The organism is Collinsella aerofaciens, from assembly GCF_015546965.1.
Lineage (GTDB): Bacteria > Actinomycetota > Coriobacteriia > Coriobacteriales > Coriobacteriaceae > Collinsella > Collinsella aerofaciens_X.
In genome coordinates this window covers 25428-35049 of record NZ_JADMUF010000016.1, presented here as the reverse complement: position 1 = coordinate 35049, position 9622 = coordinate 25428, and the positions used below count along the sequence as shown (strand labels likewise).

Genomic DNA, 9622 nt, shown 5'->3' with positions numbered 1-9622 from the left:
TGGCTTTGTAAAGCCGTTTGTCTCCACCCGCGTAGCGGGTGGTTTAAAGCTGGCCGCTGCGCGGCCAGCAGACTAAAGTCTTGAATTGCAAAGGGCCCGGAAGGCTTCGCCTTCCGGGCCCTTTTTCTGTGCGCTAAAGCCGGGGCACGGCAAAACACGCGCCCATTTCTTTACCAAAAGCGCGAAATCCGCCCTTCAAGGCCCAGAACTAGGACTCCTGGCTCCAAAAGTGTTCGCCCGGCGGCAAACCCACACCCCGTGCAGAGCTGCTATATCGTTTTAGCAAGGTCAAGATCAGCCACGTTTTCGGAAGTATGCGGCAAATTCTGAGACCTCCGAGCACACCCCGTTTTTTCGCAACAAAATGCCTGATAAACTAGCCTCAAAAGCCAGGTCTGCTTACAGGGTTCAGATTTTGCCGCATACTTCCGAATTGACGCTGGCACTCCTTAATCCATAGGCACGCTTTTCAGCCAGGAGGGCATCGTGGATCTGACGCTATGCGGCCAAACTGCTTTTAACTATCACCGCATCCCGCCGCAAATACTGGGTCTTTACCCTGCCATTAGCCTTGGCAATATGGATCGCAGATGTTGCGGCCTCAGAAGTCATGCGGTTGTAAAAGACCTGCTTCACGCACCGCTTCACAGGCTTGTATTCACCCGGGCACAATCCGGGTCGCGAAGCCTGTTTAAATCGCATCTCCTGACCCAAGAGCCACCTCCTGGGTCGTTTAGGCAGACTGAGCATAGATTTGATGTCACGTCGCCTGAGTTTACGCTGCTCAACCTTGCTACGCAGGTCTCACGTAACCAGTTGCTCATGGCCTGTTACGAGATGTGTGGCTCCTTTGCGGTGTTTAAGCCCTGCAGGCGAACGCAGCAACAACTCGATGAAGCCATCTCGCTTAAGCTCATTCCTCCCAACTGCGGCTGGGAACGAGTTAACGACGCCAGCGGCAAAGACACCAACCTATGGAAGCGCACACCGCTCCTGAACGCGGCGGATATCGCCGCATTCGCCAAGCAGGCCGCAGGCCTGCGCGGCGTCAAACAGCTCCGCTGGGCAACCGAGCGCATGACGGGGCAGACTGCCTCGCCCTTCGAAGTTCAGACCTCCATGCTCGTCTCGCTCCCCCGTGACGAGGGCGGCCTAGGCGTCCATATCGCAAACAACGTGCGCATCCCACTCAGTGAAGCCGCGCGCTCGCTGCACGACAAAACCTGCTGCTACGCCGACATCCTCATCGAGAGCGCCACCGACAGCATGGGCGTCATCCTGGAATGCCAAGGCCGTTCCGCCCACGATAGCGAAGCCGCAAGTCTCTCCGATGCCGAGCGCGCCACCGCACTCACGAGCATGGGCTACGATGTCATCCAAATAACCTACGAACAGATCAAAGACAAGAAGAGCTTTAACAACCTCGCCGAACTCATCCATAAAAAGGCGGGACTGCCCTTCGCGCCAAAGACCAAACAGGAACGCACCGCCGAAGACGCACTTCGACGGGAGCTATTGGTCGATTGGGATGAGCTGCTCGCCGTCAAGCCAACCAGCTAACAGCTGGCAATCAGAGGGACTGCGGGGACGTCCGAAGCGACAACGCGAGCCGCAAAGCCCGCCTCGGTCAGCTCGATCACCTCGGTAAACGTCGCGTCGAAGAACTCCTCAGTCAGCAGGCGGTATGGCGGATGGTCGGGCTCACCGGGGTTTTCGCGCACGATCTCGTGCATAACGCCGATGGTCTTGAGCACATACTCCTTATGGATGGGATACTGCCCAAAACGCGTCGCCGCAGTATACAGGCGATCGGTCGCGCGCGGAATCGAAACAATGCCGAGCGTCTTGCCGAACCAGTCAAAGTCGCCTTGCTTTTTAATGCGGAACTCCTCGCACGGCTTGCCGCCGTGCGCCCGCAGGTACTGATTCACGCGCGTATTCCATACGGTATCGGCCACCAGATGCGACCAGACACCCAGTGTCAAATCGAGCAACGACTGCGCCACGTCCTCGGACGCAAGCGAGAACTCACGAGCGCCGGGACCGACAACCGGCTCAGCATCCCTGTAGCGCTGGGGATAGTGCACGCGATTCAGTCGCTCGCGCTCCTCGATAATCGAGGTCGCCGCGGCTGGCGCACCGGTGGGCGAACTTTTAAGCAACGGTGCCACATAGGTATCCCAGAACTCATGCTCACGAGGCTTAGGGATAGGCTCGGGCTTTGCAAAGTGCGTAATGCGATACGGAATGGGATCAGCGATACCGGGAACCATATAGCCCACAAAAATGTCCGGAACCACGCAGCCAAACAAAAAGGCATTGCGGTCACGAACGCTATCGGCAAGCAGACCAGCACGCGCCAGCAAGCGCTCCGTTTGAGCGATATGAATGTTCCAACTTGGCATAGCCACCCCCATAAAAAACCTGGATAACTATACCATCACGGCAAAGCCGCGCGGGCGGCTACGCACGCTCTACGCAGCAACTAGTCCGTAACACCGCTTTCGGTTCCATACGACGGCGAAGGCACCTCGACCACATGGTGATATCGATCAATATAGATTGCACGGGCACCCAGGCGTCGCACCAAATCCTGGTGATGCGTGCTCATCAAGACCGTCTTACCCGTCGCGACGTAGGCCAGCAAGAAGTTGACCACAATGTCGCATGAATCCTCGTCGAGCCCATTGGTAGGTTCGTCGAGGACCAAGATATCCGGGTTCATCGACACCACCGCAGCCAGCGCAACGCGCTTCTTTTGCCCGCCCGAGAGCTGATAGGGAGAGGCGTCGGCAAGGTCGGCAACCTGGAACAGCTCCATGGCATCACGGACGCGGCACTCGAGCTCGTCTGCCGGCAGCCCCATCTGCGCGGGACCAAAAGCAACTTCCTCGCCCACCGTAGCGCAAAACAGCTGGGCGTCGGCATTCTGGAACACAAAGCCCACGCGCTGATGAAAACGCTGAGCGACCGCGGAATCCTTTAGAAATGCTGCATCGATCACATGCCCGTCAAACAGGTATGCGCCGGCATCCGCGAGCTCAAGGCCGTTGATAAGGCGCATGATCGTCGTCTTGCCGCAGCCGTTGGGACCGAGCAGGGCAACGAGTTCACCACGATCGATCTGCAGCGACACGCCATCGACAACCGTATGGCCCGCATAGGAGAACACCACGTCGCGCAGCTCGATGAGCGGCGCGGCCTCGGCGCCGCCCGCACCGTTTGTGCCCGTCACGCTATTCGTATCGTTAGCCAAAACGTCGCCCTTCCTATTCGCATCGAAGCCAAAGCTCGCACTACAGCACAGCGCACAGAGCCGCCAGCAGCACCACAACGGCCGTATAGGCCGCATCGCGCCAGCTCAACCCGGCGCGAGCGGGCGCCGGATACACACCGGCAAAGCCACGGCAAAGCATAGCCTCGTCCATCGCGCGGCTGCATTCCATCGCCTTGATAAAGGTCATGCCCATGATACCCGCGACCGAGTCGGTACGCGAAAACCCCTCAGGTGCGCGACCAACGCTGCGCAGCATGACCGATTCGGTAAGATCGTGCGCCGTGCGGCCCAGCACCTCGATGTGCTTGAGCGCCATATCGAAGGTAAAGATAACTTCGTCGGGCAGGTGCAGCATTTTGAGCGCCGCCGACATGCGGCTCCAGGTGAGCGTCCACGAAACGCCCAGCACGAGCGACACGTTAATGAACGTCTTAAGCGCAATTTTGAGCATGGCGCCCGTAGCGGAAGCGCCCAGCAGCAGGGCGGGCAGCACCAGAACCACCGCGAGCCCCGCAGCGCCAAGCGCCGGCACAAAGGTTGCCCGCAGCCCGCGTACGGGGCGCACGGCAACGAGCACCAGCGCGATAGCCGCCATCAACATGAGGTACAGCGGACTCTGCGTCAGACACGCACACAGGACGCAAACGAACATCCCCACCAGGCGCACCGGAGCCGAAACGCAAGAAAGGGCGCGGTCGACCATCGACCCGCCCTCGTGCGCGCCTCCACCCAGGCGAACCCGCTCAAGCAGGCTCGCCAGGTGCAGGACGTTCTTTTGCATCACACGATGCCGAGCCCCCATGGGCTCGTATCGCTCCTCGGCCGCAAGCCAGCTAGGCAGCTCGGCTACTGCCATGAGCACCGCTTTCCTTGACCGTCAGCGAGACCAGACGGAATGCGATGGTAAGCACTGCCACGCCAATCACGCCCGAGAGGATATACATCGCGGCCTGGCCGGCAAAGCCAAGGCCCTGCTCCTCGGAATAGGCCTGCAGGTAATCACCCGTAGGCAGAGCATCGGCAAAGGTCGGGGTATCAAGGCCGACCGAAGCCTGCAGACTGTCGTCACCAGCCTCCTGAACGGCGGTCGCGGCGCCCTCGGCGTCCCACTCGCCCCAGGCGTCACCGGTGGCAAGCAGGCCCAGCGGCGTGGCAACGACAAGCACGGCGACCAGGATGAGCGTGGGAACCAGCGAGGTCTTCTTGGCAGCAGTGCCCTCGGCAGCAAACTGGCCATCGACGGCCTCGGGCCCGACGATAAAGCTCGGCGCCGTCTTCTTAATGAAACCGTAGATGGCGGCCGTCGCCACGCCCTCGACCACGCCGGCAACCAGCATATGCGGGATCAACATGGCCGGAATGGAAACAGACAGCGGGAAGGGGCAGTACAGTGGGGCACCAGAGGCGTTGGTGAAGAGCATCGGCTGAATGCCAAACTCGATGGCAGCGCAAAGGGCAGCCACGCACAAGCCAACCCAGCCGCTCACGATGGCAGAGACCGAAGTGCCCCAGCTCTTGTCGTGCAGGCGGCTGTTGAGCGCGCGGAATACCATGGCGGCAACAAACGGCAGCACGAAGGCCATGTTAAAGCAGTTGGCGCCAAAGGACAGGATGCCGCCGTCGCCAAACAGCAGCGCCTGCAGCGCCAGCGCGACCGAGACAGCGATAGCCGCGGCCTCGGGACCCAGCAGCAGCGCGACGAGCGCGCCGCCGACGGCGTGACCCGTGGTGCCGCCGGGCAGCGGCACGTTGAACATCATGAGCAAAAAGGAGAACGCGGCGCAGATGCCCAGGAAGGCCATGTGCTCGCGATCGAGCGTGGCGCGCACCTTCTTGATACAGTGAACCCACACGGGAACCATCGCCACCGCCATGACGGCATCGGTCTGCGGGGACAGGTAATTATCTGGAATGTGCATGTACGCCTCCCGGTTATCGGCGCGCGGGATTGCAGCGCCTTTTGAACCATTTCGTCAGTGTTACGTATCGCATGATTCGTAACACGCCGCGGGTTATCATAACAAAACGGCGTGCCGCCCACAAAGCAGCACGCCGTTTTGTAATGCGCATGTCATATATGAAGGCTCAACGGTGCCTTATGCCGAGTGCAAAGTCACACAGAACTCGGCAGCAGTCACCACCAACCCATACCCCAGCGCAGAACCTAGCCGCGGACCTCGCCGTTTACGCCCTTGCACACCTTGGTGACGATCTTCTGGTGCGCCTTTTCGACCTCTTCGCTGGTGAGCGTGTGGTCGTCGGAGCGATACGTAAGCGCGAAGGCCATGGACTTCTTGCCCGCTCCGATGCGGATGGGGTCGCGGTAGACGTCGAACAGACGCACGCCCTCGAGCAGCTTGCCGCCGGCGCTGGTGATGCGACGCTCAAGATCCTCGCAGGTCACGGCGTTGTCGACCACAATGGCAAGGTCGTGCTCAACGGCCGGGTACTGCGAGAACTCGCGGTAGTTCTCCTGGTTGCGGGCACCCTTGACCAGCTTGTCCAGGTCGAGCTCAAAGGCAACGACGACCTCGTCGATGCCCATTGCCTCGCGCGCCTCGGGGTGGATCTCGCCGACCCAGCCCAGCACGGTGCCGCCGGACAGAACCTCGGCAGCACGGCCCGGCTGCAGGAAGGCATAGTCCTCGCCCTCGACGGGACGGAAGCGAACCTTCTCGATGCGCAGCTGGGCGAGCAGCTCCTCGACAATGCCCTTGCCAAAGAAGAAGCGCAGCTTGCGGTACTTCATGTTCCAAGACTGCTCGCTCCACTGGCCCGAGAGCACACCCGCGACGGACTTGGTCTCCTTGGGCAGGCTGGCGTTCTCGCGGCCATGGAACAGGCTGCCGACCTCGTACAGGTGCACGTTGGGCGTACCGTGAGCCTCGTTATAGGCAACGGACTGCAGCAGGCCCGGCAGCAGCGAACGACGCATCTCGGTCTGCTCGGCGACCAGCGGGTTCATGAGCACCACGGGGCAGCCGCGGCCTTCGGTGGACATGCCGATCTTCTCCAGGTCGCCCGGGGCGGCAAAACCAAAGGTCGTGGTCTCGTTAAGGCCGCAGGCGCGCAGGATCTCGCCGACCTTGCGGGTGAGCTTCTGCTCGCGGGTCAGGCCGCCGATGTGGTTCTTGGCAGCCGGAATGGTCGCCGTCACGCGGCCCATGCCCCACAGGCGCAGGACCTCCTCGATCAGGTCAATCTCGCGCGGCAGGTCAGGACGGAAGCTCGGCGGCGTGACCATAAAGTCCTCGCCATCGCGCTCGACGGTGCAGCCCAGGCGGGTGAGCGAACGCTCGATAAAGTCGGGCTCGATGTCGGCACCGCAGATGGCGTGTACGCGGGCCAGGCGCAGCTTAATGCTGTCGATGGTCTTGGGCGCGGGGAACACGTCGACGTAGCCGGGAGCAACCTCGCCGCCGGCGATCTCCTCGATGAGCGCGCACGTCACATTGGCGACGTCCACGCAGCCGGTCTCGTCGACCTGGCGCTCAAAGCGGATGGAAGCGTCGGAGATCAGCGACAGGTCACGGCTGGTGTGCGAGGTGCGGCCGGCGTTGAAGCAGGCGCTCTCGACCATAACGTCAACGGTGTCGTCCTCGATCTCGGAATCCATGCCGCCCATAACGCCGGCCAGCGCCACGGGACGCTCACCATCGGTGATGAGGCCCATGCCGGCGTCGAGCGTGCGCTCCTCGCCGTCGAGGGTCGTGAACTTCTCGTCCTGCTGAGCGGCGCGAACTACCACGCGGCGCCTGCCATCGCGCTCAGCGAAGGTGTCCAGGTCAAAGGCGTGCAGCGGCTGACCGGTGAGCATCATCACGTAGTTGGTGATGTCGACGATGTTGTTGTGCGGACGCACGCCCAGGGCATTGAGGCGCTTGACCATCCAGTCGGGCGAAGGGCCGACCTTCACGTTGCGCACGATGCGGGCGACATAGCGGTCGCACAGGCCCTCGTCGGCAATCTCGACGGAAAGCTCGTCGTCGGTCGCGCGGCCGGTCTCGACCTTGATGGCGGGCAGCTCAACGTGGAAATCGCGGTCGAAGATGGCACCGGTTTCGCGGGCCATGCCGATCATGGACAGGCAGTCGGGGCGGTTGGGCGTGATCTCACAGTCGAGCACAGTATCACTCGAGCCCACGTACTCGGCAAACGGCATGCCGCAGGGCGTATCCTCGGGCAGGATCATGATGCCGGAGTGGTCGCCGCCCAGGCCGAGCTCGCGCGCGGAGCAGTTCATGCCCATGGACACAACGCCGCGAAGCTTGCTCTTCTTGATCTTGACGTCGCCGGGAAGCACGGCGCCGATCATTGCCGTGACGATGTGGTCGCCGGCCTCGAAGTTCTGCGCGCCGCAGACGATCTGCAGCGGAGCGGGATTGCCGTCGGGGTCGAGGTTCTTGTCGCCCACGTCGACCGAGCACACATACATGTGGTCGCTATCGGGGTGCGGGGTCTTGGTGAGCACCTTGGCGGTCACCACGTGGTCGAAGGACTCGCCCACGGTGTCGATCGCCTCGACCTCGGTGCCGGTACGGATATATTCGTCCGAAAGGGTCTTGGGATCCTCCGGAATATCGATCATGGTCTTGAGCCAGTCGTAAGAAACACGCATCTAGCTCTCCTTTCATACTGAAAGCCTGCGAAGAGATGCAGGTGGAAACTTCAACTTTGTGAACATTCCTTACAAAGCGAGGGTTGTCCAAGTGCGGCAGATCGGCCCGAAAGAGGAGCGCCGCGTACTTTGGTACGCAAGCGACGAATGAGCGCCGAGGTGCCGTGCTTGGACAAGCCGCAGCCTAGAACTGATTCAGGAAACGCATATCGCCTGTCATGAGCGTTCTGAGGTCGGGCAGGTCGTAGCGCAGTGCCGCGACGCGCTCGGCGCCAATACCAAAGGCGAAGCCGGTGTACTTCTCGGGGTCGATGCCGCAGTTGATCAGGACGTTGGGGTCGACCATGCCGCAGCCCAGGATCTCGATCCAGCCGCTGTGCTTGCAGAAGTTGCAGCCCTTGCCGCCGCACACGTGGCAGCTCACGTCCACCTCGCAGCTGGGCTCGGTGAAGGGGAAGAAGTGCGGGCGATAGCGCGTCTTGCGGTCCTCGCCAAACATGCACTTAACAAAGTAGTCAAGCGTGCCCTTAAGGTCGCCAAAGGTGATGCCCTCGTCGACGACCAGGCCCTCGATCTGGTTGAACTGCGGCAGGTGGCAGGCGTCGGCCGTGTCGGGACGGTAGACGGTGCCCGGGCAGATCATGTAGATGGGCGGCTTCTGCGACTCCATGGTGTGGATCTGCACGCCCGAGGTCTGGGTGCGCAGCAGCACGTCGGACTCGCCGTGGGCGTGAGCCTCGGGGTGCGCGACGCTGCCGGGGTTGTTGTCGACCACGTAGAAGGTGTCGCGGGCCGAGCGGCTCGGATGATCCATGGGGGCATTGAGCGCGGTGAAATTGTAGTAGGAGGTGTCGACCATGGGGCCGGACTCGACGGTGTAGCCGATGCCGCAGAAGATGTCCTCGGCCTCCTCGATGATCTGCTTAATCAGGTGCTGGTGACCGATCTGCGGACGGATGCCCGGCAGCGTGATGTCGACGGCCTCGTGCTCGAGTGCGTGCTTGAGGGCGGCGGCCTTCATCTCGGTGGTGCGCTCGTCGAGCATGCCCTCGATCAGCTGGCGCATCTCGTTGGCGCGCTTGCCCATCATGGGACGATCCTCGGGGGCGAGCTTGCCCATCATGCGCATCAGGCCGGTGATGCGGCCCTTGCGGCCGAGCAGCTCAACGCGCGCGGCCTCGAGCTTTGCGGCGTCGTCGGCGCCTGCGACGAGCTCCTTGGCCTCTTCCTCGAGTTTGACCAGATCATCAATCAGACTCATGTCTTCCCTTTCGTCTCTCGCGTTCCCCGCTCGCCGGGACGACTGCCGCCGCCTGGCGTTGCGAAAACGCGGCCCGGTTCGGTAACAAAAAACCGCCCTCGGGCATGTGCATTGCCCAAGGACGGTTAAATTCCGCGGTACCACCTTGTTTGACCCGGCGGATGTCTGGCCCGCCGCGCCCACTCTGCGCCTCTTGTCGCGAGGCTCACGGCTTCCCTACTGAGGCTTTGCTGCCACTGGCCGCGCGCCCGTTGAGGTCGCTGCTCGGGAGTGAACGCTTGGCCCTTGCCACCGCAGGAAGGCTTGCAGCCCATGACCTTCCCTCTCTTGCCGGCGACACGGCGGGCAAAACCCTCTCCGTCAACGCATTGGGCTATAGGATAACACATTTCGCGAGCGCATCGCCGCGTTCCGTTTTGTTCGTGCTGGGTACAAGGCAGGTAGTTGTGCAAACTGGCCGTGCATC

General features: G+C 61.8%; 7 protein-coding genes. 1 reads left to right on the top strand and 6 read right to left on the bottom strand.

Translation table 11 applies throughout. The features are described from left to right. Positions 1-822 precede the first annotated feature (822 nt). Positions 823-1560: a putative endonuclease domain-containing protein gene (locus tag I1M21_RS09255; RefSeq protein WP_195193327.1), complete on the top strand. Its 738-nt coding sequence runs from the start codon at positions 823-825 to the stop codon at positions 1558-1560. Here the strand turns inward: I1M21_RS09255 and I1M21_RS09250 are convergent. The 6 genes from I1M21_RS09250 to pheS form a co-directional block, all read right to left on the bottom strand. Further along, positions 1557-2405, bottom strand: coding sequence for a hypothetical protein (locus I1M21_RS09250; RefSeq protein ID WP_229025723.1), 849 nt, complete (start codon positions 2403-2405; stop codon positions 1557-1559). The genes I1M21_RS09255 and I1M21_RS09250 overlap by 4 nt on opposite strands. Before the next feature lie 80 nt (positions 2406-2485). Continuing rightward, positions 2486-3256 (bottom strand): energy-coupling factor ABC transporter ATP-binding protein, encoded by a 771-nt coding sequence (locus I1M21_RS09245; RefSeq protein WP_229025722.1) that lies wholly within the window; start codon positions 3254-3256, stop codon positions 2486-2488. Positions 3257-3296: 40 nt separating this feature from the next. Beyond that, positions 3297-4133 (bottom strand): energy-coupling factor transporter transmembrane component T family protein, encoded by an 837-nt coding sequence (locus I1M21_RS09240; RefSeq protein ID WP_195193325.1) that lies wholly within the window; start codon positions 4131-4133, stop codon positions 3297-3299. Next, on the bottom strand, positions 4111-5196 hold the full coding sequence (cbiM, locus tag I1M21_RS09235; protein ID WP_195193324.1) for a cobalt transporter CbiM: 1086 nt from the start codon (positions 5194-5196) through the stop codon (positions 4111-4113). Before cbiM ends, I1M21_RS09240 begins: the two co-directional genes overlap by 23 nt. A gap of 245 nt (positions 5197-5441) precedes the next feature. Further along, positions 5442-7895 (bottom strand): phenylalanine--tRNA ligase subunit beta, encoded by a 2454-nt coding sequence (gene pheT, locus I1M21_RS09230; RefSeq protein ID WP_195193323.1) that lies wholly within the window; start codon positions 7893-7895, stop codon positions 5442-5444. A gap of 184 nt (positions 7896-8079) precedes the next feature. Continuing rightward, positions 8080-9156 (bottom strand): phenylalanine--tRNA ligase subunit alpha, encoded by a 1077-nt coding sequence (gene pheS / locus I1M21_RS09225; RefSeq protein WP_035136801.1) that lies wholly within the window; start codon positions 9154-9156, stop codon positions 8080-8082. Positions 9157-9622: the final 466 nt, after the last annotated feature.